Origin of the sequence: Pseudomonas sp. PLMAX, from assembly GCF_046042685.1 — a bacterium.
Classification (GTDB): domain Bacteria; phylum Pseudomonadota; class Gammaproteobacteria; order Pseudomonadales; family Pseudomonadaceae; genus Aquipseudomonas; species Aquipseudomonas putida_AE.
Genome location: NZ_CP064949.1, coordinates 2,368,261 through 2,394,569 on the forward strand (window position 1 = coordinate 2,368,261; position 26,309 = coordinate 2,394,569).

General features: G+C 61.0%; 17 protein-coding genes. 6 read left to right on the forward strand and 11 right to left on the reverse strand.

Translation table 11 applies throughout. The features are described from left to right. Positions 1–2: 2 nt before the first annotated feature. The 5 genes from DKB71_RS10910 to hutC all read right to left on the reverse strand — a co-directional run bounded on the left by DKB71_RS10910 (position 3) and on the right by hutC (position 6,804). Entirely contained in the window at positions 3–1,430 is a 1,428-nt protein-coding gene (locus tag DKB71_RS10910) for a purine-cytosine permease family protein (RefSeq protein WP_408600357.1), read from the reverse strand. Positions 1,431–1,523: 93 nt separating this feature from the next. Next, a complete protein-coding gene (locus DKB71_RS10915; RefSeq protein ID WP_408600358.1) occupies positions 1,524–2,666 on the reverse strand; it encodes an acyl-CoA dehydrogenase family protein in 1,143 nt (380 codons plus the stop codon). Further along, a complete protein-coding gene (locus DKB71_RS10920) occupies positions 2,656–3,822 on the reverse strand; it encodes a CaiB/BaiF CoA transferase family protein (protein ID WP_408600359.1) in 1,167 nt (388 codons plus the stop codon). Before DKB71_RS10920 ends, DKB71_RS10915 begins: the two co-directional genes overlap by 11 nt. A gap of 156 nt (positions 3,823–3,978) precedes the next feature. Beyond that, the gene (gene hutU / locus DKB71_RS10925; RefSeq protein WP_408600360.1) at positions 3,979–5,658 is read right to left on the reverse strand and encodes a urocanate hydratase; all 1,680 of its coding nucleotides are present in this window, start codon (positions 5,656–5,658) and stop codon (positions 3,979–3,981) included. Between the two features lie 393 nt (positions 5,659–6,051). After that, on the reverse strand, positions 6,052–6,804 hold the full coding sequence (hutC, locus tag DKB71_RS10930; protein WP_408600361.1) for a histidine utilization repressor: 753 nt from the start codon (positions 6,802–6,804) through the stop codon (positions 6,052–6,054). A gap of 359 nt (positions 6,805–7,163) precedes the next feature. On the opposite strand from hutC, the gene DKB71_RS10935 reads away from it, so the two are divergent. The 5 genes from DKB71_RS10935 to DKB71_RS10955 all read left to right on the forward strand — a co-directional run bounded on the left by DKB71_RS10935 (position 7,164) and on the right by DKB71_RS10955 (position 13,171). Further along, complete coding sequence (locus DKB71_RS10935; protein WP_408600362.1) at positions 7,164–8,408, forward strand: OprD family outer membrane porin; 1,245 nt, start codon at positions 7,164–7,166, stop codon at positions 8,406–8,408. Positions 8,409–8,556: 148 nt separating this feature from the next. Then, positions 8,557–9,918: a spinster family MFS transporter gene (locus DKB71_RS10940; protein WP_408600364.1), complete on the forward strand. Its 1,362-nt coding sequence runs from the start codon at positions 8,557–8,559 to the stop codon at positions 9,916–9,918. Positions 9,919–9,996: 78 nt separating this feature from the next. Further along, entirely contained in the window at positions 9,997–10,971 is a 975-nt protein-coding gene (locus DKB71_RS10945; protein WP_408600365.1) for an AraC family transcriptional regulator, read from the forward strand. A 95-nt stretch (positions 10,972–11,066) separates the two neighbouring features. Next, positions 11,067–12,176 (forward strand): NAD/NADP octopine/nopaline dehydrogenase family protein, encoded by a 1,110-nt coding sequence (locus DKB71_RS10950; RefSeq protein WP_408600366.1) that lies wholly within the window; start codon positions 11,067–11,069, stop codon positions 12,174–12,176. Beyond that, positions 12,173–13,171, forward strand: a complete 999-nt coding sequence (locus DKB71_RS10955; RefSeq protein WP_408600367.1) for a 3-hydroxybutyryl-CoA dehydrogenase — start codon at positions 12,173–12,175, stop codon at positions 13,169–13,171. Before DKB71_RS10950 ends, DKB71_RS10955 begins: the two co-directional genes overlap by 4 nt. 12 nt (positions 13,172–13,183) lie before the next feature. Here DKB71_RS10955 and DKB71_RS10960 read toward each other — a convergent pair whose 3' ends face one another. The 4 genes from DKB71_RS10960 to DKB71_RS10975 form a co-directional block, all read right to left on the reverse strand. Beyond that, the gene (locus DKB71_RS10960) at positions 13,184–13,600 is read right to left on the reverse strand and encodes a hypothetical protein (RefSeq protein ID WP_274077653.1); all 417 of its coding nucleotides are present in this window, start codon (positions 13,598–13,600) and stop codon (positions 13,184–13,186) included. Between the two features lie 135 nt (positions 13,601–13,735). Further along, positions 13,736–14,416 (reverse strand): GNAT family N-acetyltransferase, encoded by a 681-nt coding sequence (locus DKB71_RS10965; protein WP_408600369.1) that lies wholly within the window; start codon positions 14,414–14,416, stop codon positions 13,736–13,738. 17 nt (positions 14,417–14,433) lie between these two features. Beyond that, the gene (locus tag DKB71_RS10970) at positions 14,434–14,880 is read right to left on the reverse strand and encodes a GNAT family N-acetyltransferase (RefSeq protein WP_323627990.1); all 447 of its coding nucleotides are present in this window, start codon (positions 14,878–14,880) and stop codon (positions 14,434–14,436) included. A 9-nt stretch (positions 14,881–14,889) separates the two neighbouring features. Beyond that, the gene (locus DKB71_RS10975) at positions 14,890–15,513 is read right to left on the reverse strand and encodes an FMN-binding negative transcriptional regulator (RefSeq protein WP_408600370.1); all 624 of its coding nucleotides are present in this window, start codon (positions 15,511–15,513) and stop codon (positions 14,890–14,892) included. Positions 15,514–15,603: 90 nt separating this feature from the next. On the opposite strand from DKB71_RS10975, the gene DKB71_RS10980 reads away from it, so the two are divergent. Further along, complete coding sequence (locus DKB71_RS10980; RefSeq protein WP_408600371.1) at positions 15,604–17,118, forward strand: PLP-dependent aminotransferase family protein; 1,515 nt, start codon at positions 15,604–15,606, stop codon at positions 17,116–17,118. A 2-nt stretch (positions 17,119–17,120) separates the two neighbouring features. On the opposite strand, the gene DKB71_RS10985 is transcribed toward DKB71_RS10980, so the two are convergent. Together DKB71_RS10985 and DKB71_RS10990 are read right to left on the reverse strand one after the other, a co-directional pair. Then, positions 17,121–21,653, reverse strand: a complete 4,533-nt coding sequence (locus tag DKB71_RS10985) for a dermonecrotic toxin domain-containing protein (RefSeq protein ID WP_408600372.1) — start codon at positions 21,651–21,653, stop codon at positions 17,121–17,123. Then, on the reverse strand, positions 21,650–26,227 hold the full coding sequence (locus DKB71_RS10990; RefSeq protein WP_408600373.1) for a hypothetical protein: 4,578 nt from the start codon (positions 26,225–26,227) through the stop codon (positions 21,650–21,652). The genes DKB71_RS10985 and DKB71_RS10990 overlap by 4 nt, the downstream gene beginning before the upstream one ends. Positions 26,228–26,309: the final 82 nt, after the last annotated feature.

Genomic DNA, 26,309 nt, shown 5'->3' on the forward strand with positions numbered 1-26,309 from the left:
GATCAGACCGGGGTGGTCTCCTGCGGCAGAATCAGTCGCGAAGGAATCCGTTGTCGCGAACCCCGCGCCACCCAGTAGTAGATGATGGCGGGAACGATCAGGCCGATCAGCCATGAGATATCGGTGCCGCCCAGTGTCTCGACCAGGGGACCAGTGTAGAAACTGGTAGCAATGAACGGCATCTGAATCAGTACCCCAAGTGTGTAGACCGCAATGCCCGGCAGGTTCCAGCGTCCATAGCGGCCATCGGGATCGGACAGGGCGGGTATGTCGTAGCGCTCTTTGGTCACCAGGTAGAAATCCACCAGGTTGATAGCGCTCCAGGGGGTGAAAAACGCCAGCAGGAACAGGATGAAAGCGGAAAAATCATGCAGGAACGAGTGCCGCCCCATCAGTGCCAGCGCTGTCGCCAACCCGACCATGATCAGGATGTAGATCGAGCGCAGGGTCCTGGAGATTTCCTGATTGCCGCGAAAGCCGCTGACGATCGTGGCCAGGGACATGAAGCTGCCGTAGGCGTTGAGAGTGGTGATGGTGACCTTGCCGAACACGATACTGAAAAACAGCAGCGAGGCGACAAAGCCACTCGCCCCCAGGCCAACGATGTAGGACACCTCATGGCCGGCAAACTGATCGCCCGCCAGCGCCGCGACGAACACACCGAAGATCATCGAGATCTGTGTGCCGATCACCGATCCCAGGCCGACGGCGAGAAAGGTCTTCACGGCGGATGTGGTTCTCGGCAGGTAGCGCGAATAGTCCGCGACGTAGGGGCCGAAGGCGATTTGCCAGGAGGCTGACAGCGAGATGGTCAACAGAAAACTGCTCAGGGAAAAATGCCGGTTGGCCAGCAGTTCGCCGATGTCGTGGGCCGACAGCAAGCGATAGAACAGGTAGAAAAACGACACCACGCCAATCAGGCTCGACAGCCGCCCGATCACATGGATGGTCCGATAACCGAGCACGGTCAGCACGACGATCATGGTCGCGAAAATCAGAATGCCGCTGGCATCGCTGACCTTCATCAGTTGGCTGATGGCCTGGCCGGCGAGCACCGAACCGCTGGCCGAAAACCCCACATACATCAGGCAGGCCAGCACGATGGGAATGACCGCGCCATAGACGCCGAACTGCACGCGACTGGAGATCATCTGGGGGAGGCCCAGCTGTGGCCCCTGGGCCGCATGCAGGGCCATGATCGCGCCGCCCAGCAGTTGCCCGATCAGCAGGCCGATCAACGACCAGAACACATCACCGCCCAGCACCACGGCCAGCGCCCCGGTAACGATCGCGGTGACTTGCAGGTTGGCGCCGAACCATAGTGTGAACTGGCTGAGCAGCCGGCCATGGCGCTCCGATTCGGGGATGTAATCGATGGATCGCCGTTCTATATACGTCTTGCGCTGCGCACTTTCTTTGGAGGCGGACATGGCGGTTCCTCTCGGGTGTCGTGGCATACGACAACCTTCTCGGGTTGGGATAAAAAGGGCGGGGCCTGGGATCAGGCCCCGGTTGTCGCGTTGTTAACGCTGGGCGTCGAGCACGCTTCGCGAAATGATGATTTTCTGTACTTCCGAGGTGCCCTCGAAAATTCGCAGGATGCGCGCGTCGCGAACGTAGCGTTCCAGCGGGAGGTCGCGGATGTAGCCATAGCCACCGTGCAGCTGCAGCGCGGCATCGGTGACGAAGCCGGCGCATTCGGCGGCGAACAGCTTGGCGGTGGCCGACTCCAGGCTGAAACGTTCACCGCTGTCGCGACGCGCGGCGGCTTTCCAGGTGAGCATGCGCGCGGCTTCCAGTTGCGTGTGCATGTCGGCCAGGCGCCATTGCGTGCCTTGATAGGCCGCCAGCGGTTTGGGCCCGATCTGCCGTTCGCGGACCCAGCCCAGGCTGGCCTGTAACGCCGCATTGGCCACCCCCAGGGACATCGCCGCCACTTCGACGCGGCCGCGATCGAGCACCGCCATGGCCGTGTTGAAACCGTCGCCTTCGCTACCCAGTAGTGCCGACGCGGGCAACCAGCAGTCCAGGGATAGCTCATAGATGGTGCTACCGCGCAGGCCCATGGTTTTTTCCGGGCTGGAAAAACTGATGCCCTCGGTGCCCTGGGGAATCATGAACGCGCTGATGCCCTTGTGCCCGGCGTCGGCGTCGGTCTTGGCATAGAGCACGATGAAACCGGCTTCGCGGGCGTTGGTGATGTAGTGCTTGCTGCCGCGAATTCTCCAGCCACCGTCTTCAGGTTGCGCACGGCAGCGCATGTCGGCCGGGTTGCTACCCGCTGCCGGTTCGGTCAGGGCGAAAGCGCCGAGTAACTCGCCGCTGGCGGCGCGGGGCAACCATTCCTGCTTTTGCGCTTCGGTGCCGCCGATCAGGATCGAGTCGGTCGCGAGGTAGTGCGCGGTCAAGGCCGACGCGGTGGAGGCACAAGCACCGGCCACGGCCTCGACCACACGGCTCATGGCCAGGCTGCCAATCCCCAGCCCGCCATATTCCTCCGGCAGGTTGATGCCCATGCCACCCAGTTCTGCCAAGGCTTGCAGGCTTTCGGCGCAGAAGGTTTCGGTTTCGTCGTAATGCTGGGCGCGGGGCTGGATCACCTCGCGGGCCAGTTTTTCAGCGGATTCGATCACCGCCAGTTCCACTTGATCCAATTCAAAGTTCATGGGAAAGCTCCTGTTTGTTCATGCCGAATGCCGCGTTGTCGGCGCCCAGGCGTGGGGCGAGGGTGACGGCGTGGGGTTTGTGGCCATTGAAGAAAACCGGTTGCGGCACCAGCGGTTGCGCGGCGCCCTCGGGCCGGATCAGCAGTTGACGGGCGTGCGCCTGTTCACTGTCGGCGGCCTGGGCGAGGTTCCACACCGGGGAGGAGGGCACGCCGGCATCGAGCAGGATGTCGCAGGCCTGCTCGACGCTCAGCTGGCGCGTCCAGTGTTCGATTTGTGCGCGCAACGCCGGCTCGTTCAACGTCCGTTGCGGGTCCTCGGCGAAGCGTGGGTCGTTGGCCAGTTCCGGCTTGCCCATGCACTGGCACAAGCGTTGGAACAGCTTGTCGCTCGCCACCGCGATGACCACCTGGCCGTCGGCTCCAGAGTAGGTGTCGAAGGGTGTCGATACCGGATGACGGTTGCCGACCAGGCCGGGCGCAACGCCGTGGGCGAAGAGATTGGACAGCCCGGTCATTTGCAGGCTGAACAACACATCAAACATGGCCACGTCGATAAATTGCGCACCCGGGGTGTGCCGCTCGCGGGCGAACAGCGCCGAGCTGATCGCCCAGGCGGCATAGACACCGGCACACAGATCGCCGATGGACTCGCCGCTGCGCGTCGGTCCCGTCTCGGCAAAACCGGTGACGCTCATCAGGCCGGACATCGCTTGCGCGACAATGTCGTAGGCGGGCTTGTTGGACAGCGGGCCGTGCTGGCCAAAGCCGGAAATGCTCGCGTAGATCAGCCTCGGGTTGTATTGCTTGAGGGTATCGAAGTCGATGCCCAGGCGACGGGTTACGCCGGGGCGGAAGTTCTCCACGACGACGTCGGCATCGCGTACCAATTCATACAACAGGGCCAGGTCCTGGGCAGACTTGAAGTCCATCTCGACACTGCGCTTGCCGCGATTGATCAGGCCGAAATAGACGCTTTCGCCATCCTTGAACGGGCCCAGGTGGCGGCTGTCATCGCCGTGCCCCGGCACTTCGAACTTGATGACGTCGGCGCCGAGGTCTGCCAGCATGGCGGTGCAGTGCGGGCCGGCCAGTACGCGGCTCAGGTCCAGTACGCGAACGCCCTGTAGTTGTTGGGTAAACGGGTTGTTGCTCATGGCAGTTTCCTCGGGAAAGGGGCTGAATTGTTATTCCGGATGTGCAATCCCCCTGTAGGAGCGAGCTTGCTCGCGAAGGCGTCTTTCCTGACACACCTCGGTGCGGCATTCGCTGGCAAGCCAGCTCCTACAGGTTTGCGTCGGTCAAGGCCGGTTTTATTGACCGGTAATCATCGGCAGGTTCAGCCCCTGCTCCCTGGCGCAGTCGATCGCGATCTGGTAACCGGCATCCGCATGACGCATCACGCCGGTCGCCGGGTCGTTGTGCAACACGCGAGCGATACGCTCGGCCGCTTCATCGGTACCGTCGCAGACAATCACCATGCCCGAGTGCTGGGAGAAGCCCATGCCGACGCCGCCGCCGTGGTGCAGGGAAACCCAGGTCGCGCCGCTCGCGGTGTTGAGCAGGGCGTTGAGCAGTGGCCAGTCGGAGACGGCGTCGGAACCGTCCTGCATCGCTTCGGTTTCGCGGTTCGGGCTCGCTACGGAACCTGAGTCCAAATGGTCGCGACCGATCACGATCGGCGCGGACAGCTCGCCGCTGCGCACCATTTCGTTGAACGCCAGGCCCAGCTTGGCGCGCAGGCCCAGGCCTACCCAGCAGATACGTGCCGGCAGACCCTGGAAGCTGATGCGCTCGCGGGCCATGTCCAGCCAGTTGTGCAGGTGGGCGTCGTCCGGGATCAGCTCCTTGACCTTGGCGTCGGTCTTGTAGATGTCTTCGGCGTTACCCGACAGCGCCGCCCAGCGGAACGGACCGATGCCACGGCAGAACAGTGGACGGATGTAGGCCGGCACGAAGCCTGGGAAGTCGAAGGCGTTTTCTACGCCTTCTTCTTGCGCCATCTGGCGGATGTTGTTGCCGTAGTCGAAGGTCGGGATGCCTTGCTTCTGGAAGTCCAGCATGGCCTGGACATGGACAGCCATCGATTGTTTGGCAGCCTTGATCACCATCGCCGGATCAGTGACAGCGCGATCGCGATACTGCTCCCAGCTCCAGCCGGCCGGCAGGTAGCCGTTGAGCGGGTCGTGGGCGCTGGTCTGGTCGGTAACCATGTCCGGGCGCACACCGCGCTTGACCAGCTCCGGCAGGATTTCCGCGGCGTTGCCCAGCAGTGCGATGGAGATCGCCTTGCCTTCTTTGGTGTATTTGGCGATGCGGGCCAGCGCGTCGTCGAGGTCTTTGGCCTGTTCATCGACGTAGCGGCTGCTCAGGCGGAAGTCGATACGGCTCTGCTGGCATTCGATGTTCAGCGAGCACGCGCCGGCCAGGGTCGCGGCCAGAGGCTGGGCACCGCCCATGCCGCCAAGGCCTGCGGTCAGTACCCACTTGCCTTTGAGGTCATCGTTGTAGTGCTGGCGACCGGCTTCGACGAAGGTTTCGTAGGTGCCCTGGACGATGCCCTGGCTGCCGATGTAGATCCAGCTGCCGGCGGTCATCTGGCCGTACATGGCCAGGCCCTTGGCGTCGAGTTCGTTGAAGTGTTCCCAGCTCGCCCAGTGTGGCACCAGGTTGGAGTTGGCGATCAGTACGCGCGGGGCGTTGGCGTGGGTCTTGAACACGCCGACCGGCTTGCCGGATTGCACCAGCAGGGTCTCGTCGTCGTTCAGGTGGGTCAGGCTTTCGACGATCTTGTCGTAGCACTCCCAGTTACGTGCCGCACGACCGATACCACCGTAAACCACCAGTTCTTTAGGGTTCTCGGCGACTTGCGGGTCGAGGTTGTTCATCAGCATGCGCAGCGGCGCCTCGGTCAGCCAGCTCTTGGCGGTCAGCTTGTTACCGCGGGCAGCGCGGATTTCAACATCACGCAGGCGTGTGTTCTTAGTGGTCATGGCGTTCTCCTCATTCAGCGGTCAGTGGCGTGGCATCGGCAAACAAGGATGTACATGTATGCTTATACCAACCTGTATGTACAAGTGAATGCAAGTGAAGGGCCAAAATCCGATCTGGCGTCCGCAGAAGAATTCTATAAAGGTGATAAATCGATTTGAATCAAAGAGTTAACAAAACAGAGAAAACTTGATTAACGCATAGCCTGATCAAGATTCTGTTGCAACTTTGAAAATATTCGCTGCGAAGGTGAGCATCTCGTAACACTTTTGTGCGAAAGGAAACGCTGGAATGTCACTTTTTTGCCACATTTGGCCTTGGCAGTAACAGCACCTGCAGAATGTCTGCAACAACAGCCTTGTCGAGCGGCAAGCGGGGGCCGCTCGACGGGTAAATCAGTTGCCGAACTTGCCTTCCAGGCGATAACGCGAACCGGGATACACCAGCCGCGCACAACCGACCTGGCCTTTGGCGGCCCAAGTGCGGCGGCGAATCAGCAGACACGGCTCATACCGTTTGATTTGCAACAGCTTGCACTCCGCGGATTTGGCATGGATCGACTCGACCACATGTTCGCCTTCGGTCAGCGGGGCCAACTGGATCAGGTAGGCGTAGGGCGTGACCTGGGTAAAGTCCTGCTGCAAATAAGCGGGTGCGACCTCGGCATTGACGAAGCGTTCTTCGATCTGCACTGGCACACCGTTCTCGTGGTGCACCACCACCGAATGGAACAGGCGCTTGACCCCCTCCAGGGGGAAGGGCATGGAAGCGCGGGCCCGCTCCGGCATCTCCTCGAGCACGATCACTTCGCAGCGGTGCTCGTGACCCCGGGCCTCGATTTCTTCGGCGATGTTGTGGATCTCGAAAAGCGCAGCATGCCCCTTGGGCTCCGCCACGAAGGTGCCAACCCCTTGCATGCGCACCAGCGAGCCTTCAATGGTCAGCTCGCGCAAGGCGCGGTTGATGGTCATGCGACTGACCCCCAGCAAATTCAGCAATTCGCTTTCAGACGGCACCTTGGAATTGGGCAGCCAGGCACCGGAGCGAATCTTCTGCATGATGATCTGCTTGACCCGCGCATACAGGGGGGAGGGACTCTCAAGAGAAAAGGACTCGAGAGACGCATTGTCCTCAATAGATTTGGTCACGTTTATTCCTGAATTGAAAAAATTACCCCGACAAGCTTGCCCACCAGTTTACCGAGCTATGCCAGATACGCCTATGCGTAAACAAGGCGCCTGGAAAATCAACTCGATGGCCACCTGCTCACGCTCGACTAAGGGAAACCTTTAGCCGCGTTGGAGATTTCCCCCCTTCGGATGCTGTTCGTCTTGATACCGGCGCGGCGTCCACTCGCTTACCGTGCGTAGACCTTGGGCGTGCCGTCGTAGTGGATTGTTCCATCGGGCTCGCCTGGCGCCATAACAACAAGAAAGCGTTTTGTTCTTCGTTTGACACTGCTCCTATAAATACAGTGCCCAGGCACATACAGATGTGGAGATGTTGGATGTATCAGGTAAAGCAGTCTTGCCGTGGGCTCGGTATTGCCAGCGTGTTGGGGATGATCTGTTCGCCGTCCCATGCAGATCTCATCGATGACAGTCACTTCAAGGTGGACACCCGCAACTTCTACTTGCATCGCAACTACACCAACACCGATGCACCGGTTTCCGAAGTGCACAGTTGGTCCCAGGGTTTCGATGCGCAATTTACTTCCGGGTATACCGACACGGCCTTGGCCATCGGCCTCGATGTGGATGCGCAATACGCCGTGCGCCTGGATTCGTCGGGCAACGACGGTTCATTGCCCTACAGCGTGAGTGAGCAGCAGACGGCCGATGACTACAGTCGCGCCGGTGCAACGTTCAAGATGCGCTACAGCAAGACCGAGTTGAAAGTCGGTGACCTTCGCCCGCAGTTGCCGGTGGCGTTCGATGACACCAGTCGGCAGCTGGATACCATCTACCAAGGGGCGGTGGTCGAGTCCAAGGAAGTGGACGGCTTGACGATGACCGGTGGTCGGTTCTGGTCCGCCGTGACACGGGAATCTTCCAACCACGAGAAACTTTATAAATTCGGCTCCACCGACAATCTCGACAGTGACGGCCTGGATTTTGGCGGAGTTACTTACGACATTACCAAGACTCTGCAAGCCAGTTACTTCTATGGCGTGTTGCACGACATTTATCAGCAGCACTATTTCGGCCTGATGCATATGGCTGATTTGGGCAATGGCTACAAACTCAAGACCGACCTGCGCTACTTCAATAACAATGAAGACGGCAGTGCCTTGAACGGTGAAATCGACAACCGTTCCTACGGTGCCTTGTTCTCCCTGCTCAAGGGCGCGCACATGTTTGGCCTCAGTTACCAGCGCATGCTCGGTGACAGCGTGTTCCCGACCATGAACGGCTATATCCCGCAACCTTACCTGGTGCACTGGTCGTCCCTGGGGTTTGTCCGCCCGGATGAAAAATCCTGGGGCGCACGCTACAGCTACGACTTTGCCGGGATGGGAATGCCTGGGCTGAAGTTCTATACCCGCTACATCAAGGGCACGAACTGGGACCGTGGCGGCAACCTGAGCGACAACCAGGAAAGCGAACGTTTCCTGGGGCTCAGCTACGTGGTGCAGAGCGGGGCGCTGGCAGGCCTCGGGCTGGACCTGCGCAACATCGATGTGAAACAGAAGTACGGCTACGACTACAACGAGTTCCGTGTCGCCACGACCTACACCTGGAAGTTCTGGTAAGCGTGCCTACCCCCATAACAATAAGAGGCCTGACCATGTTCGAACCCATTGTCCTTTGCATCTGCCCCGCAACTATCCAGTCGGTGCGCCGTGCACCGTCACCCGGCGCGCTGCGCCCATGAGCGGATTCGAGAAGGAGCAAACACTAGTGAATATCCAGGTCGATAATACGGTCCTGCAACAACAGAAAAAGAAAACCTATATCTACGAGTGGTACGTGGTCGGCCTGTGTATGATCGCCTACATCTTTTCATTCGTGGATCGGCAGATCCTGGCGCTGATGATCGAGCCTATCAAGGCCGACCTGCAGATCAGCGACACCCAGTTCAGCCTGCTGCACGGGCTGGCCTTTTCGTTGTTCTACGCCTTCATGGGCATGCCCATCGCCTACCTGGCCGATCGCTTCTCCAGGCCGAAGATCATTGCCGTCGGCGTGGTGTTCTGGAGCCTGGCGACGGCCGCCTGCGGCCTGAGCAAAAACTTCCTGCACATGTTCCTCGCGCGCATCGGCGTCGGCGTCGGCGAAGCGGCGCTGTCGCCCTCGGCCTACTCGATGTTCAGCGACATGTTCCCCAAGGAGAAACTCGGACGCGCCGTCGGCATCTACTCGATCGGCTCGTTCGTCGGTGGTGGCCTGGCCTTCCTGGTGGGCGGCTATGTGATCGCCATGCTCAAGGACATGAACACCATCGAGGTGGCTTTTCTCGGTGCGATGAAGGCCTGGCAACTGGCGTTCTTCATTGTCGGCCTGCCGGGCATCGTGGTCGGCCTGCTGATCTGGCTCACCGTGCGCGACCCTGCGCGCAAGGGCCTGCAGGTCGATGCGCAGGGTAGGGCCAAGAAGGTCGGAATGAGCGATGGCCTGCGCTTTCTCGGGCGCCACCGTGCCACCTTCACCTGCCATTACCTGGGCTTTTCGTTCTACGCCATGGTGCTGTTCTGCATGATGAGCTGGAGCCCGGCGCTGTACATCCGCAAGTTCGGCCTGACCCCGATGGAAGCGGGCTACATGCTCGGCACCGTGCTGTTGCTGGCCAACACCGCCGGGGTGCTGTTCGGTGGCTGGCTCACCGATTACCTGGCGAAGAAAGGTCACCAGGATGCCGCGATGCGCACCGGCGTGATCGGCGCCCTGGGCATGGCGGTGCCGGCCGTGCTGTTTCCGCAAGTCGATCAACTGTGGCTGTCGGTGACGCTATTGGTGCCGGCGATGTTCTTCGCTTCGTTCCCGATGCCGGCGTCCACGGCGGCGATGCAGATCCTCGCGCCGAACCAGGTGCGCGCACAGGTCTCGGCGGTGTTCCTGCTAATCAGCAATCTGCTGGGGTTGGGCCTGGGCACCACGCTGGTGGCGTTGTTGACCGATCGCTACTTCGGATCGCCAGCAGCAGTGGGCTCTTCGATGTCGGTGGTGATCGCCGGTGCATCGGCGTTGACCGTGCTTTTGCTGTGGCGCGGTTGCCGGCGTTTCCGCGAAAGTTATGCCCGGGAGTACCCGACCCACGCATGACATGAATATGTCGGTGCAACGACCCCGCTGCGTTTAAACGCAGCGGGGTCGATCCGCTTCAGGTCAGGAGAGCCTCTGATGTTGAATGACGTACACCTGCTGGAACGGCACAGCCTGCTCAGCTCGGCCGACTGCCGCGAGATCCAGGACAAGGTCAGCCACTACCTGTGCCCGCACAGCTTCAACGTGCTGCGTGACGAGCCGATTCATACCCGGCTCAACGGCGTGTTCTTCGGCACTTCGGCGCTGCTCGACTTGCGCTATGGCGCGCCGGTGGAGATCACCATCGGCGACATTGCCGATCAGTACCTGTTTCGCATCACCTTGCAGGGGCATTGCCAGGTGGCCCACGGGCGGCGCAGCGCGGCGATGCAGTCGGGCTGCCTGAGCGTGTCCTCGCCGTACGCGCAAAGCCGCATCGTCACCGATGGCGAGTGCCGCAACCTGATCCTGCGCGTCGACCGTGATGCCCTGCAGATGCAACTGCAACGCCTGCTCGGCCGCAGCCTGCGGCAATCGGTGATCTTCGATGTCAGCGTCGATCATCTGGGCGCCGGCGTCGTCAGCCTCTATCACACCCTGGACTACATCTGTCGGCTGTACGGCAGCGGCGTGGACGGCTCGCGCCTCGCCAGCGGCCTGTCCGACTACCTGATGCAACTGCTGCTCACCCAGTTGCCGCATAACTACTCGACGGATCTGTTGCACGATTCCCGCGCGCCGCTGCCGCACCACGTGAAAAGGGCCCGTGACTACATCGAGGAACACCTCGACCAACCGATCAGCCTGGCGACCCTGAGCGAGCTGTGTGGGGTCTCGGTGCGCACCTTGCAGAACGGCTTCCGGCAGTTTCTCCAGCAAGCGCCGGTAGAGTACATCCGTGACCGTCGCCTGGCGCTGGTCCACGAGTCGCTGCAGCAGGGCAATGCCTGTGAAACTGTCACCGATATCCTGCTGCGCCACGGCATCAACAGCTTCGGGCATTTTTCCAGTGCCTATCGGCAACGTTATGGCTGCCTGCCGTCGGACACCCTGCGACGACAGAAGCATTGAGACTTCTGCGCAATCCGTGAGTCGGCTGCGCATTCTGATAAGCCTGGGGCGGCAGCGCTCGATAGCATCGAGTCTCTTACCAGAGGAGTGACTCGATGAATATTACCGTGCTGGGTGGTGGACACGGCTGTTATGCCGCTGCTGTCGAAATGGCTGAGAAGGGGCATCAGACCCGCCTGTGGCGTCGCGACTCGGCGGCGCTCAAGGAGTTGCTGGCGATCGGCAGCCTGACCATCAAGGACTACCGGGGCACTCGCCAGCTCTCGGTCGGTAAACCCGAGGACAAGCTGGCGCTGACCGACGACCTGGCCGAAGCCCTGGCCGACGCGCAGCTGGTCATCATCCCGCTGCCGTCGACCTCCCACGAAGACCTGGCCAGACAGGTGGCGCCGCACCTGCGCGACGGTCAGGTGGTGTTCCTGCCACCGGGCACCTTCGGCAGTTATGTGTTCGCCAAGGCCATGGCCGATGCGGGCAACCGCAGCAAGGTCGCCTTCGCCGAGACCGGCACGCTGCCGTATCTGGTGCGCAAGCATGGCGCCAGCGACCTGGTGATCAGTTGCTACGCCACCCGTCTGCCGACGGGCGTATTCCCCGGCAACCTGTCCGAACACGCCTTCGCCGTGCTGCGCGAGGCCTACCCGAGCGTCGAACCGATCGAAGACGCCCTGAGCGGTGCGCTGATGAACGCGGGCCCCATCATCCACCCGCCGCTGATCATGATGAATGCCGGTCCCCTGGAGCATTTCGAGGCCTGGGACATCCACAACGAAGGCACCCAACCGTCGATTCGCCGCGTGACCAACCAGCTCGATGCCGAGCGCATGGCCGTGCGCGAAGCACTGACCTACGGCGCACCGCATTTTCCCCTGGCGGATCACTACAACAGCAGCGAAGGCGAGGCGTGGATGTACGGTCGCGGTGCCCATGGCAAGCTGACCGACAGCGGCGACTGGCGCGAAGACATCGACCTGCAAACACATCGCTACATGCTCGAAGACACCCGCCTGGGCCTGTCCTTCCTGGTGTCCGTCGGCCGCTGGGCCGGTGTGCCGACCCCGATTGCCCAAGGCCTGTTGAGCATTGCCTCGGTCGTCGCCGGGCGTGATCTCTACGCCGAGGGCCGCACCCTGGAGAACCTCGGCCTGGCCGGGTTGAGTCGAACACAGATGAGCGAACTGCTGACCGAGGGCTGCAACCGATGAACGCCGCGCTGCCGCAAGTCAGCGTGGTCGGCGCCGGCCGGATGGGCGAGGGCATTGCCCTGGCCTTCATCCATGCGGGCCTGCCGGTCACCCTCATCGACATCAAGGATCGCGCCGAGAATGAGCGCCACGGCTACTTCGAGCGCGTGCGCAACAACGTCCGCAGCGAACTGCAGATGCTGGTTCGCCTTGGCATGCTCCAGCCGGAACAGGCGGACATCGCGCTGTCGCGGTTGACCCTGCAAACCCGATCCCGGGCCGCCGAGGCATTGCGCGGGTGCGACCTGGTGTTCGAAGCCGTGCCGGAAGTCATCGAGGTCAAGCAGCAGACCTTCGCCTGGGTCAGCGAGCATGTCCCGGCGTCGGCCATCATTGCCTCGACCACCTCGACCTTCCTGGTCACCGAGTTGAGCGAAATGGTCAGCGGGCCGCAGCGCTTCGTCAACGCGCACTGGCTCAATCCCGCGCACCTGATGCCGCTGGTGGAAGTCAGTCGCAGCGAGGCGACCTGCCCGCAGGTGGTCGAGCGGCTGCTGCAACTGCTCAAGCGCATCGGCAAGGTGCCCGTGGTGTGCAATCCGGTGGCGGGTTATATCGTGCCGCGCATCCAGGCACTGGCGATGAACGAAGCGGCACGGATGGTGGAAGAGGGCGTGGCCAGCGCCGAAGATATCGACACCGCAGTGCGCGTCGGCTTCGGTTTGCGCTTCTCGGTGCTGGGCCTGCTGGAGTTCATCGACTGGGGCGGCGGCGACATTCTCTACTACGCCTCGCGCTACTTGAGCGGCGCACTGTCACCGCGTTTCGAGTCGCCCCAAGTGATAACCGACAACATGCAAAACGGCCGCAATGGCTTGCGCGATGGCCAGGGTTTCTACGATTACCGTGACCTGGACGTGGACGCCTACAGGCAAGAGCGTCTCGGCGCCTTCGTGCGCAAGCTGGAGTTGTCGGGATTGACGCCTGCGTTCGAGGGCGCCTTGAGGCAGGCCTGAAGGCGGATTGATTTAGCGACGATAGTAGCGGCGATCGTCGTCGTAGCGGTGGCCCATGACACGATCCCGGTGGTGGCGCTCCCAATCACGATGGCGTTCCGCTTCCCGGCGGGCTTGCTCTCGACGCCACTGGTCCCTGCGCCATTGGTCTCTACGCCATTGGTCTCTACGCCATTGGTCCCGGCGCCAATCGTCTCGATGATCGTGCCAGTTCCGGTCGTCATGGGCCAGCAATGGCCCAGGCTGCTTGTCGGCCATACTGGCCAAGGTCGGCCAAGGGTTCTCGGCGGCCTTGGCAGGCGCCTGGATGGCTGTGACTTCAGTGGGGAAAACAGGGGTTGCGGGCTTTATCTGTGTGGCTGATGCCGAGCCCATTGCCGCGAACGCGAACAGGCCGAAGAGCACCATCCGAGGGTCATGGAATTTCATGCGCGAAGGCAACCTCTGATTGACAATTGGTCGTGTGGCCATCCGGCTGCGGCAAGCTGCGGGTTCGCACTTGCCGAGCGGATGTGCCTATCCAAATAGACCGGTAATCAGAGAAAAGTTCTAGGGAACCGTTGTTTAAATAGCTGTGCCCCGACACTCCACCAGCCCCTTGACCTGCCCCGAGTCCGTCTGGTTTTCATCACTCAACCAGCGCTCGAACCCCGCGCCAATCGCCGGCCACTCCGAATCGATGATCGAATACCAGGCGGTGTCGCGGTTCTGTCCCTTGACCACCATGTGCTGGCGGAAGACCCCTTCGAAACTGAAGCCCAGCCGCTCGGCGGCGTATTTGGAGCGGGCGTTGCCGTTGTTGCATTTCCACTCCAGGCGCCGATAGCCGAGGGCGAACGACTCCTTGGCCAGCAGGTAGACCGCCTCGGTGCTTTTCGGTGAGCGTTGCATCGGCGCGCCGAAGGTCACGTGGCCGATTTCGATGCGGCCCTGGGCCGGGACGATCGACATCAGGCTGAGGAGGCCTTGCACCTCGCCGCTGGCGCGGTCGATCACGCTGAAGAAATAGGGATCGCTGCTGGCGGCATGATTGTTCAGCCAGTCGTTGAAGGCGCCGCGCTCCGGGAAGGGCCCGTAAGGCAGGTAGTCCCACAGTTTCGGGTCGGCACCGGGGCCTTGCAGGGCGTTGAACAAGTCGTCGCCGTGGCGCGTCGGGTCGAGTCTTTCCAGGCGGATGAAGCGCCCTTCGATCAGTTGGACGGTCGGGGCCGGGACGCCTTTCCAGTCGGCGAGTGAAATCGACATGCTGTTCTCCTTGAACCTTAAATGGCTTTGCGAAACTGGATCAAACCCGGACGCTCGGCGATGCGCTCGTAGAGCTGGATCGCGGTGGCGTTGGTTTCGTGGGTCAGCCAGTGCACCTTGTTGCAACCGTCGGCCTTGGCCGTGGCGTAGACGAACTCGATCAACTGGCGGCCAACGCCAGTGCCTCGGGTTTCCGGCACCACCAGCAGGTCCTGCAGGTAGCACGAGTTTTCGATGCTCCAGTTTGAACGATGGTAAATGAAATGCACCATGCCCACTGGTTTGCCGTCAGCCCAGGCGAGGGCGGCGTGGGTCGGCTCGTTCGGGTCGAGCATGCGCTGCCAGGTGCTTTGGCTGACGGCGTCCGGCAATTCGGTGTTGTAGAAGCGCAGGTAAGCCTGCCACAACGGCAGCCAGGCGGCGTGGTCCTCGGCGTAGACCTGGCGGATTTCGAGTTGACTCATGCTGATTCCTTAACGCATCAAGTGGGCGAGGGCCTGGTCGTGGGCATCGGGGCTGGCGGCCAGCCCCTCGCGCACGCCGGCGATGTCTGCGGTGCTGCGGTTCTGGCTGAGCTTGCGTTTGCCTTCCAGGCGCTGGATCGGCAAGGCAAACCCGACGATGGCCCTGAGCATGCCATCGATGTAGTCGGCGGGCGCGTCGGCGACTTTCCACGGCTGGGCGCGACCGGCTTCATGGCGATCGGTCAAGGCACTGACCAGCGAGCGCAGGCGGTCGGCATCGGTGAAGACTTCGGCGCTGCCATAGGCATGCACGGCGACGTAATTCCAGGTCGGCACGACTTTGCCGTGTTCGGCCTTGCTCGGGTAGAAATCGGGACTCACATAGGCATCGGCACCGGCGAAAATGACCATTGCTTCGGCACCGTTCTGCAGTTCCTTCCACTGCGGATTGGCCTTGGCGAAATGGCCGTACAGGGTGCCATTGGGCCCCTCGTCGGTGTTCAGCAGCAAGGGCAGGTGACTGGCTTGCAGACCCTGTTCGCCATGGGTGACCAACAGGGCGAGTCGGGTACCGAGGATCTGTTGCTGCAGCTCGGGCAAATCATTGAAGGCGAAACCACTGGGCGTATACATGGAATTATTCCTTGGCGAATGTCTGCATCCTAGGCAGGCTATTGGTCTGTTGTAAGAGCCATTAACGTCGAATTTCATGGGTCCATTGTCATGACGAATGCGCCGCTGTCCTTGTCCTTCAACCCCGCCGGCATCGAGCTCGACCGTCGTCAGGGGCTGAGTCGCCAGCTTTATCAGGCGTTGCGGGCGAGGGTGCTGGACGGACGACTGGCCAGTGGTACGCGCTTGCCCGCCAGTCGGGACCTGGCGGCGGCATTGGCGATCTCGCGTAACAGCGTGGTGCGCGCCTACGATCAGCTTTACGCCGAAGGGTTTATCGAGGGGCGGGTGGGGGACGGGACTTATGTCGCGCAATTGCCCCAGGCGTCGTTGCCGGTCAGGAAGTCCTCGAAAAAAGCGCCGACGCAATGGCTGGATCTACCGGTGGTTGTACCTGACAAGGTCATCCACAACGGCGCCTTGCAGCGTGTCGAAAACAACCATTTGCCCACGCCACCCAGTGGTCCGCCCCGGGCTTTTCGGGTCGGTGTGCCGGCGTTCGATCTGTTTCCGTTCGAGGTGTGGGCCAAACTGAACGCAGCGTTCTGGCGCAAACCGGATCTGCAGCAGCTGTGTTACGGCGCTCCTGAAGGGGACGCGCGGTTGCGCGGGATGATCGCGGCGTATTTGCGCAGTTCCCGAGGCATGCAGTGCAGCGCCGAACAAATCGTCATCACCAGTGGCGCGCAGCAGGGGATCAGCCTCTGTGCGCAGTTGCTGGTGGAGCCGGGGGACGGGGTGGCGATTGAAAACCCGGGTTATCGCGCGGCGGGTCATGCGTTCGCGGTGGCCGGCGCGCGTTTGCACGGCGTGGCGGTGGACAGCGAGGGCATCGATTGCCAGGCATTGGCGGGGTTGGGCGATTGTCGCCTGGCCTATGTGACGCCATCGCATCAGTACCCCACGGGGGTGGTGATGAGCCTGGCCCGGCGCCTGGAGTTGCTGGCCTGGGCCGAGCGGGCCAACGGCTGGATCGTCGAGGACGATTACGATGGCGAATACCGCTACAGCGGCGCACCCCTGGCGCCGCTGGCAGCACTCGATCGGCAGGGACGGGTGCTGTACGTCGGCACGTTCGGCAAGGTCGCCTTTCCGGCGCTGCGCCTGGGTTACCTGGTGTTGCCGCCGGCGCTGGTGGACGCGTTCTCGCAACGTCGAGCGGTGGACGTGCGTCATTCCGAGGTCAGCACCCAGGCAGTGATGGCCGAATTCATGGCCGCCGGGCACTTTCAGCGGCACATCCGGCGCATGCGCCGCGCCGCGTTGAGCCGCCGTAACACCTTGTTGACGGGCTGGCCCCGGGACATTGCCGGTGTCGGCAGCCTGCCGAACGTCGCGGCAGGGCTGCACCTGACTGTCGCGGTCGACTCCCTGGCCCGTGAGCGTGAACTGATCGAGAAAGCGGCCAGGGTCGACGTCGAAATCAACGGGCTGAGCAGCTACTGGTTGCCGGACTCCCAGGAACCGGAGGACCAGAGGGCCGGGCTGGTCCTCGGTTTTGCGGCGGTGCCCGAGGCGGCGATCAGCGCGGCGCTTGGGCGTCTGCAAGCAGCCTGGCGTGAATAGCCTCAGGTTTTGGCCTTAGGTTCCATGTCCCAAAAGAGCTTGCGCAGGTCGGGGTCGACGAGCTTGCGCAGGACGCCATCGATGGGCTCGAAGCTGTTCAATGCTGCTTGCTGTTCGGGAGATAGGCTCTTCAGATAGTCATCCGAGATTTTCAGGTGGGCTGCCGTTGGCTGGTCGGCGGGGCTGACCAAGCTTTCATAATGAAAATGCGCCACCCAGATCGTCTTGCCGTTGGCCTTGTCGAGAATCCGGTACTCCTGAAAGAAGTCGCCCATCCCTGTGGTCTGGATTCGCCCTCGTGGGTCGGCGGCGACGTCGACCTGCTGGTGTTCGTGCATCCATTTGAAAGCCGTTTGAGTCGGTTTGCGCAGCTTGTATAACTTCGCTCGAACGCTGATGCCTTCTTCACGCATTTGACGCGCGGCTGCACGCATCTCGAGGCTCAGGGTCGCGACCGGCAGCGGTTCGCCGTCCCGTTTTTTACTCCGCAGCACGGCCTGATCTACGCTGTCGGCGCCTTGCTCCAGTTTGAGCGCCTGTTGATCGAACAGATCCTGTATGTCAGCGGGTATACGCCTTGGGCGCAACGCGTCCTTGGCGGTGCGCTCGATGAATCTGGACGTATCCAGGTTCAGGTCCATGGCGGCGGCGATGAGCTCCTCGTCGCTGAGTGTCGAAGCCGGTTGTTGGCGGATCATGGGCGCGATGGGCGTGAGGGGAGCCTGCGCGGTAGTGCCGGGTTCGCTCTTGGTCGGGGCCTTCGGCCGGGTTTTTCGGACTTTTGCCGGTTGATGGTAAGACGCCTGGCGACTGCTCGTCGTGGCTTTTTGTAGCGGCTTTGGGGGCTGCGGCAGCAACGCCTGGAGTCGGTTTTGGACCAATTGCGCGAACTCGCCGATCAGTCCACGCAGGTGCAGAAGTCGGGCTGGCTTGAGCAGGTCGGGGTAGGCGTCCGGCAACTCCTGTAGGCGCTGGTCGGCATCGGCGAAAGTTTCAATCAGGCTGTCCAGCGCTTCAATGCGAGACTGCAGAGGGCGCAGGTTGTCGCCAGCCGCTGCCATGTCAGCCACTTGAATGGCGGCCTTGGCGGCACTCACGATGATTTTACCCACGGCATCCCGTGCCTGGGGCATCAGGGGGCTGGCCTTGTCTTCAAGACACAGTTCCTGGGCCATGCCAATCTCGTTGGTTTTCAGATCCAGCACGTTGAACGATGGCGCGAGCTTTTTTATTTCGTTCGCTCTCTCGATGCCGGACCTTCCTGCCGCGCGCAGGCCCTCGATCGTCGAGTGTGAAAGCTCGAGTTTTTCGACCATTTCCTGGCTCAGGTCAGTCGCCACTTGAATGTTGGCCACATAGGTTTTCAGGGGCATCGGTTCTGTCTGGCCGGTGTCGGTCATCATCCTTGTCGCCTGGGCATATTCGGTTCTCTTGATGACGAACCACAACGACAGGTTCTTCTGCAGCGAGGTGCTGATGCGCAGCAATTCATGGACATAGTTTTTGCTACCGCCGAGGGTGCGCCATTCGCGGAGTTTTTCCAGCGCCTGCCGATACGCCGTAATGGTGACTTCCAGTTTTTGCGCATACGCCTTGCTCAGGCTCTCGAAATGCTCCTGGGTTGACTTCTGCATCTCGGTTTGCAATGTGGAAAGCTCATCTTCCAGCACTTTCTGTTGATCGCTGAAGGAGGTCAGGGACTCTTCCAGTTCCTTGAAGCGCATCTCATTGGCGGCGACCAGGGGTTTGCTGAAGGCATTGCCGCCGCCACCACGCAGGCGCAAGCGCAGGTCGATGAACCACTCACCCTTGGCATTATGCGTGAGCAGCGGACCGCTGCGATTTGGCTCGTCAGGGTCAACGATATGAGGAGGGTCCTCGCCGCTTACCATGACCTGGAACCAGCGCTCGCCGACCTGGGCAAAGTTCCTGTCATTGTGTTGATAGAGGTGAGGAGGTTTTTCGTTGACCTTTGTCACGTTCCTGTCGGTGATGTCGATGGCTGCGACCTTGAATGTGTCCAGGTAAGTACCCAGCGCCGCCGGTGTACGACGTGGCACCGAGCCGGCCACCTCAAGCGAGGAGCGGTGCCCGGGTGCAAGTTCTGCGAGCAGTGGGGTCGGGTCGAACTGGACGGTGACAGGCTCGCCCCCAGGCAGTGTTGGTTTCTTTAACGAAGGCCGCGCCAGTCGAGGCTTGCCTGATAGAGTATTGCGACGCATCGCGGCATGATGGCTGAGGACAATGCCGGTGATCAGCAGCAGGTCCGACAGCGAAGTCCATTCAATGAACGTGTCGCCTCGATTACTGGCGTCGATGGCCTGCTGGATTTCGTTGATGGTCTGCCATACCCATACGGCCGTCCCGACAGCGCCGGTGAGAAAGTTCGAGGTGACGGCGAACAATGCCCAGCTGCTTTCCTTGAGCAGGGTCCAGCGGCGTTCGGCATTCGATTGTGACTGGCGGTCAGCGAGGTCGACCAAGGCCTGGGCGTTGCTTTTGAACAGTGCCGACAGGACATTCCCGGTTATTTCGTCATTCGCGAACGTTACTTGCCCGAACCCTTGCGCCTGCTTGAACGGGTTGACCAACTGTTCGGCCACGATCCACGGCGATGGCAGGCCGGTGGGGAGCACATATTGGTCATACTCATAACTGAGGGTGTTGTCCGGCAGCCATGCCAGCACTGAGTCCCTCAGATCGCCGGGTTGATGCAATGCGTACAGCAGGTTTTGCCTGGAAGGAAACTGCAACAGGGGCAGGTCCTGCATCGGGCGATACAGCAGGCAAGGCCCGCTTTCTGCATTTCGAGGGCTGATGAGGAACATGTTCTCAACGCTGTCACTGCTGCTGATCAGGCGATGTTGCGGCGTCAGCTTGAGCGGGTAGATGGCGATGGAATGGGCCTTTTCGGTATCGCTGTCGAGCAACTCGCAGATGAATCGGTAGCCGAGCTCATCAATGCCCGCCTCCTGTTTGACCTTGCCTTCGAGCGCCAGCAGCGGCAACAGCAAGCGCAACTGGTCGCAGTAGAAGTTTTCCTGGCGTCGGGATTCCACGGGCTCGTCGATCAGCTTGCGTTTGATCAGCGCCGGGTACGTCTCGCCGATATTGACTTGTGCAGCCAGGGTGGTGAGGAACGCAGGTGTGAGCCATGGCGGAACCGACTGACCGTGCAGGAACGATACGGTTGCCATGTAGGGCGCCTGGTTTTCCATGGCAAACTCGGCGAGCGTCTCGGTGCGGTGGTCGAGGGGGTTGGGCAGTGTGAAGTTGCCAGAGGTAAAGCTGTTGGTGATGTTGATTCGCAGTTCATTGAGCGGCAGCGTCGCGGCATCGACTGCGCGGGTATCGGCGATGATCGCTTCAGCCATCAGGCGCTGGGCAAAGTCGATGATGGAAGGTATTTCGTTTCTGGCTGCCTTGTGCTCAGGCTGTCGATAGAGCTTGCCCAGTGCGGTGATGTAGCGGCTGTAGTCTTGAATGTCCTTGGGCGATGCGTTGCGCAGCCAGTAGGGAATCGCCGCGTGCAGTTGCATGAGTCGCGCGTGTTCGGTTTCGTCGAGCCCGCTTTCGAGTTCGGTATCATCTTCGACCGGTTTTTCAAGGGAACCTATCAAGGCGATGGCATCAAGCTGTGACGAGATCAGGGCCCAGGCCATATGGTCAAAAACGTTGCCGCCAGGCTCGAAAAGCCGCCATGTCAAGGTGCGCCCTTCGAGCGATTCCTCAAGGCGGGCGGGCAGTGAATTGCCCAATTGTTCCATTGAGCTGAACGACTCATAACCGCGCTCGATCGTGTACATCACCAGCAGCTCGCGTTCGCGGCAGGTGGCCTTGAGCACCAGGGCCCCGCCGATCACGAGGTGGCTGGCAACCGTGTTTTTAACGATGTCGATATCGATCAGGCACGCCTGAATGGCCGATAGGCCGCTGTTCGAATTCTTTCGTGCGGCTTTGTCCGGGGCTTCGAACACTTCGCGCGCCATCGTGCACTCGTCGACGTCCCAGCCTTTTACCGTTTGCACATTCAATGCCTTGCGCAGTGAATCGGACAACTCCTGCCAGCGGGGGATTTTCTGGCCTGTGTGGTTCCAGTAATCGAGCTGGCGCTTCTGCAGTTCGACGAACAACTGTGGCACCGAGTCGTTGAGTACCTGGGCAATGTCTTCGATGCTGACGGCGAGATGAACCGGGTCGTTGGCGTCGGATTCCAGGATCAGGAAATGTTCGCCTTCGAGATAGTTGGCGGTTGTGCCATACAGGCTCTGCAGGACAAGTGTGTGGGTGAGCGAAAGGAATTCGACCGACTCCATCTCGACGTGATCGTCCACCACCCGCCATTGCGGGGTGGCGACGAGGGTTTTGTCAGGGTCGATGTTCAGTGCCGGGTAGCGCGTTGCCAATTTCTCGCGCAGCAGGTCCGAAGCGACTTCACTCGGCAGCGGACTGTGGCTGGTCTGGCTGACCAGATCACTTTTTTCGAGAAGGGGGGTCGAGTCTTTTGGGGCGATCGGTGTCGGGGTACTGGTCATGATGTCGTGCCCCCGGATTTCGCTTTCGGCAAGAACAATGATCGAGCCAGTTGTGGACTGATCTCGCTGCGGTAGATCGCGATCAACTCGTTGTTGCTGACCGTTCGCAAATCAAACGCGCCGCCCAGTGTGCGTTGCGCTTCGGTTTTCAAGTGCGCCGCACTGTAGGCGTCGGCAGCGGCGGAGGGCGTCGGGTAGTGAAAGTGGGCGTACCAAAGCACTTTGGCGGAGCTGGCGTCACGAATTTCATACTCCTCGAGATAGTCCTTGCGGTGCCCTTTGAGCCGCTTGCGCCCCGCAGTCTTGACGATGACGACCAACCCTTGGCTGTGCAGCCATTCGACGCGAGCGACGGTGGGAGGTTGTTGCTTGGTCATGCTGATTCGAGTCTGGAGACCCTTTTGATCAAGGCTGACCGCGCCCTCATTAAGCTGTTTGGCCATGCTCACAGCGGAGCCCGGACCGCCGTCAGTAATGTTCAGCTTGGTCAGGGCCTTTTCGATGGCGGTCGCGGCGTCCTCCATTCGGCGGGCCCTTTGTTGGAAAAGGTCCTCGATTTCCACGGGGATACGCCCCGGCCGTTTGGCGTGGGCCTCGGTCCTGCGGGTAAATTCGTCCAGCTCGTCGAGTAAGGCTTGTCCCGTCTGGGTACTGGTCTTCAGATCAACCGGACCGGTGGCCTCAGGCGCGCGTGAGCTCGACACATGTTCGAGCCAGACACCGGGCGTTTTCTCGTGAAAGGTCACGACCTTGCCGCTCAGTGTCGAGGTCACATCGAGCAGCTCGGTGCCATCAGCGCTGGTGCGCTCGCGCAGCTTGCCGACGACGGTTCCCTTGTATCGGGTCTTGATCACGCGCCTGGGCGCAGGCGCCGGGCGTGAGGGGCCGGGCGTCGGTTCCAGCATCCTGCGCTCATTGAGCAGGCTCGCCAGGTGTCTCTCGCTGCGCTTTTTGAATTCTTCGATTTGCTGGCGCATCCGCTCCAGCGGGGGCTGTAGCAATTGCCCCGAATACTCGTCGGGCAGATCGACGATTCGTTGGTCCAGGGTTGCGTATTGCTCCACCAGATCATTGAAGCCGTCGATGCGTTCCTCCAGGCCAAGCTCATGGTCCTGGGCCGCCAGGTCGATGGACGACTGGATGGTAAGGCCGGCATCTTCGACGAGCCGTTGCATGGCCTGGCTGGCTGGCGCGGTGTCGACCGTGGCGCTGTCATCGAGGCATAACTCCTGCGCCAGGCTGATCTGGAACAGCTTCAGATCCTGCAGGTCGAACTTCGGCAGTTGCGCCTTGCATTGGCGGGCGGCTTCCCCCGCTTCTTTGCCCAAGCGCATCAGATCCTCGATGCGAGCATGGGCGAACTCGATCTTCTCAATGTAGCCCTGGGTCATGTCGCTGGTGAGCTGATGGACCTGGCGGGGAGTCTGGGTGCCTTCGAGGGTCTCATTGTCCAGCAAGGCAAGGGACCTGCGCATGCTTTCTCCGAACGCCAGGTTTTGCCGGGTGAACCATTTCTCCGTCAGTAACAGCTGATAGTCCAGGCAACTGACCGTGACCGGGCGATAATTGACGATGGGCTCAATGGCGTTGAAATTCTTCACTTGGTCGATGTAGGCGCCGTAGGCCGCCAGCTGTGAGTCCAGCAGGTCGAGCAGGGGCTGGCGATTTGCATCGGTGGCGGCCTTTTCCGCGGCCTCGAGTTCATTTTGCAGTTCAGGCTTGCGGGCATCGAACGTGGTCAGTTGTTTCCTCAAATCTTCCCTGTGCTGTTGGTTCTTGCGTTCGATTTCCCTTCGGGCCCTACCGCCGCCGCGCAGCCGCAGGCGTGTGTCGACGAACCATTCGCCCTTTTCCGAGTGAATCAACAGGGGCCCCGTCCTGGCCGGGGTTTGTCTTGAATCGATGATCTGCACATCACCGTTGTCATTGAGCATCACTTCAAACCAGCGCTGATTGATTCGCGCATACCATTTGTCCTCAAGCCCGATCAGGAAGCGATGAGGACCGGACACGGCAGGTGTGTCTTTCAATGCCGCAGGCTTGGCAATCGCCAGGCTGTCCAGCAAGACCCCCAGCGGCACGCTTGGCAACAAGCCTTGGGTGTAGACCGACGTTTCATGGTTGGCAGGCAACTGCTCGGCGGCGACATCGGCCGCTTGATTCAGGGTGATTTTTGCCGGCCGCAGGGGTTTGGAAGCCGGTGTCGAAACCTTCTCGACGGTCTGCGGCGCAGGTTTGTCGCGACTTGCCGCGTGATGGGCAAGCACCATGCCCAGCGACAGGAACAGATCGGTCAGCGCGGCCCATTGTTGATCACTGTCGCCGACTTCGCGGGCTTCATTGGCTTCATGCAGGTCATCCATGATTTGCCAGATCCAGGCGGCCGTCCCGGCGGTGCGACCGAGGAAGGGCAGGGCAATATTGAACAGCATCCATGCGCCCTGTTTAAACGTCGCCCAACGCCGTTCTCCATTGGACACCGATTGCCTGTCCGCCAGGGTGACCAGTGCATTGGCGTTGGCGTTGAACACCGCTTGCAGCGGCGGCTCAGGGAGTGGCGCAGGACTGAAGGTGACAGCCCCCATCATGCCCAATGTCGAGGTGGGGTCGACCAACCACTGCGAGAGCGTCCAGACCGAGGGCAGCTCTCCGGGGAAGACATACTGGGAATAGTTGAAGTACAGGTCTTGCGGCAGCCAGGCCAAAACCGACTGGCGCAGCGCCTTGTCGTGTTTGATCGCGTACAGCAGATTCGCCTCGCTGGAATACTGCGTCAGCGGGTGATCGAGCAGCGGTCGAAACAGCAGGCACGGGCCCTTGTCGGTCAGCTTCGGCCCGATCAGGAACATGTTGGCCACTTCGTCGGCCTTGTTGTCGCTGCGTCCCCCTGGAATGAACGCCAACGGACGAATGACAATTTCCTGCCCGTCGACGTAGCGATCGGCAGCCTTTTCCTGCAAGGCGGCGACCACGTACCGATAGCCCTGTTCGTCGATGCCGCTGGCCCCGCCACGGATCTTCAGTTGCAGCGCCAACAGCGGCAGTTGCAGGTGCAGTTGGCTGGTATAGAGGCGCTGTCGACGCAGGCTTTCCCCGGGATCGACCAGCAACTTGTTCTTGATCAGCTCTGGGTAGGTTTTGCCGATGTTGACGGTGCTGACCAGTTCTTCCAGGTAGGCCGGCGTCAGCCACGCAGGCGCGGCCTCACCGTCGTTGTATTGCACGGTTTTGTCGCCCAGCGGCAGGCCGGCGAGGTTCTGCAATGCAAATTCAGCCAACGACATTTTCAGGGTCTGGGTCTGGCCGGGCACGATGACCGCGCCGAGCACAACCAGGCTGGTAATGCTGACTTCGATGTCCGCCAGTTTCAGTGAGGTCGCGGCTGCCTGATCCTTGATCTTCTGGTCCTTGATCATCTGATCGGTCAACGCCTGCAGGGCAAAATCAGGCAGCGCGGCAATGCCTTCATCAAAGGTCTGGCCGTGGTGCTGTTCACGCAGCAACGCCAGGTCCATCAAGTGTCGGCTGTAGCGGGTCAGATCGGTGGGCGACGCGTTTGCCAGCCAGTCCGGCAACAGGTGTTGGATCTGGCTGTAGCGCGACGTCGAGGGTGGGTGAAGTTGCGAGAAATTGTTCGCCGATGCGGCCACCTGCGGATCAAGGGTGGGGGCCCAGGTGGAGTTACCGAATGCACCGATGGCGTCGATCTCAAGGGCAATCAGCGCCCAGGCCTGATGCTCGAAAAACATCCCTGCGGGCTCGTAGAGGCGCCATTGCAACGTGCGGTCATGTCTGGACGTGACCATGCGCCCGGACAGCATTTCGCCCAATAACGCCAGCGAATCGTAGCGCTTGAAGCCTTCGGCGATCGAATGGGTCACGACAAGGGTGCGATCCTCCAGTGTGCCCACCAGCACCGCCATTTCCAGGACCCACGAGTGTTTGCTCGTGGCGGTATCGAGGCTATCGATATCGATCAGGCAGGCCTTGGTCTGGTAGCGGTCGTGAGCTGCTCGTTCGTGCTTGTCCGGGTACTGGAAAAGGGACAGGGCCATTTCTCGCAGGTCCTCGTCCCAGTCCGTCACCCTGTCGACGTTCCAGAGCTTGTGTAGCGCGTCGCGCAACTGATGCCAGCGCGGCGTCGAGTCCGCGATGGGCCGGTTCCAGTAATCGAGTTGTTGCTCCTGATAGGCAACGAACAATAATTTGGCCAATGTGTTGAGCAGGCATCCGACGGCGTTGATCTTGACCGGTAGATGAGTTAACGGCTCGACTCCCGGTTGCCGTGTCAGGAAATGTTCACCGTCGAGATAGGTCACCGATTTGCCTGACAGGCTCAGTCTTACCAGCACCTCGGTCAGGAATTCAAAGTGGCTGGTACCCGGAACGACTTGAGCGTCGGTCATGATCCAGGCAGGTGTCACCACCAACGTCACATTTGGGTCGATGTGCAGATTGGGGTAGTGGATGTCGAGGGCGGTACGTAGTGATTTTGCAGCGACTTCCCTGATCGAAGGACCTGCCACCAGTTGGGTCAGTACGTCGTCGGGGTTTATGGCGGGCGAGTCGGGCATGGCCGTTTCCTGTGTCCGGTGGGGCGCTGCGGGGGGGCAACGCGGTTTTCGGGCAAGGTAGAGGGCTGGCGGTGGCTCAGGG